This window comes from Planomonospora corallina (genome assembly GCF_042650625.1).
GTDB lineage: Bacteria > Actinomycetota > Actinomycetes > Streptosporangiales > Streptosporangiaceae > Planomonospora_B > Planomonospora_B corallina.
Map to the genome: position 1 here is coordinate 1 of NZ_JBHSBM010000052.1, position 1,309 is coordinate 1,309.

1 protein-coding gene is annotated in these 1,309 nt (G+C 68.9%); it reads left to right on the plus strand.

Annotated features, from left to right (window positions below; all coding sequences use genetic code 11):
* Nucleotides 1-179: 179 nt before the first annotated feature.
* A partial coding sequence (locus ACFOWE_RS30485; protein ID WP_377293948.1) for an endo-1,4-beta-xylanase occupies nt 180-1,309 on the plus strand: 1,130 nt, incomplete at its 3' end.

The window sequence follows — 1,309 nt, forward strand, 5'->3', positions numbered from 1 at the left end:
CTCGGCTTCATCGCCACCTGGAACGGCACCGGCACCCCGCCCGCCCCCACCCTCTCCTGACCCTCCCCTCATCCGCGGGGGTACGGCCCGGCCGGGCCGTACCCCTTCCCCTAGCCCTTCTTCCGAAAATTTCGGGACGACCCCGGAAGTTTCCAATCCCCCATCCAGAAAGGAACACCGTGTCCAGACTCCGCACAGCGCTCCTGACCGGGGCGCTCGCCGTGCTCCCGGTCGCGGCGGCCGTCGTGCTGCCCGCCTCCCCCGCGAACGCCTCGGCGCCGCTGCGCACCCACGCCGAGGCCCGCGGCAAGTTCATCGGCGCGGCGCTCGCCACCTCGCCGCTGGCGAACGAGACGGCCTACCGGAACATCGCGGCCTCGGAGTTCAACCAGATCACCGCCGAGAACGCGATGAAGTGGGACGCCACCGAGCCCAGCCCGAACCAGTTCAACTTCGCCGGCGCCGACCAGATCATGGCCTTCGCCGAGCAGAACGACCAGCAGGTGCACGGCCACACCCTGGTCTGGCACAGCCAGACGCCGAACTGGGTGCAGAGCCTCGGCGCCGCCGAGATGCGCTCGGCGATGCAGAACCACATCAGCAGGGTCGCCGGCCGCTACGCGGACGACCCCGTCCTGAAGTCCTGGGACGTGGTGAACGAGGTCTTCGAGGAGAACGGCAACCTGCGCAACTCGTTCTGGTACCAGAAGCTCGGCGAGAGCTACATCGCCGACGCCTTCCGCTTCGCCCGCGCGGCCGACCCCGACGCCAGGCTCTGCATCAACGACTACAACGTCGAGGGGATCAACGCCAAGAGCACCGCGATGTACAACCTGGTGCGGTCGCTGCGCGCGCAGAACGTGCCGGTCGACTGCGTCGGCTTCCAGGGCCACCTGGCGATCCAGTACGGCCAGCCGAACATCCAGGAGAACATGGAGCGCTTCGCCGCCCTGGGCGTGGAGATCCGGGTCACCGAGCTGGACGTCCGGATGCAGATGCCCCGCAGCTCCGCCAAGGACACCACGCAGGCCACCTACTACTCCAACGTGGTCAAGGCCTGCCTGGCGGTGAGCCGCTGCTCCGGCGTGACGATCTGGGGCTTCACCGACAAGCACTCCTGGGTCCCGGACACCTTCTCCGGTGAGGGCGCGGCCCTGATCTACGACGAGAACTACGCCAAGAAGCCGTCGTACACGGCCGTGCACGACGCGCTGGCCGAGGGCGATCCCGGTGACACCGAGAAGCCGACCGCGCCCGGCAAACCCACCGCCTCCGCCGTCACCGCCACCGGCGCCACCCTCACCTGGAC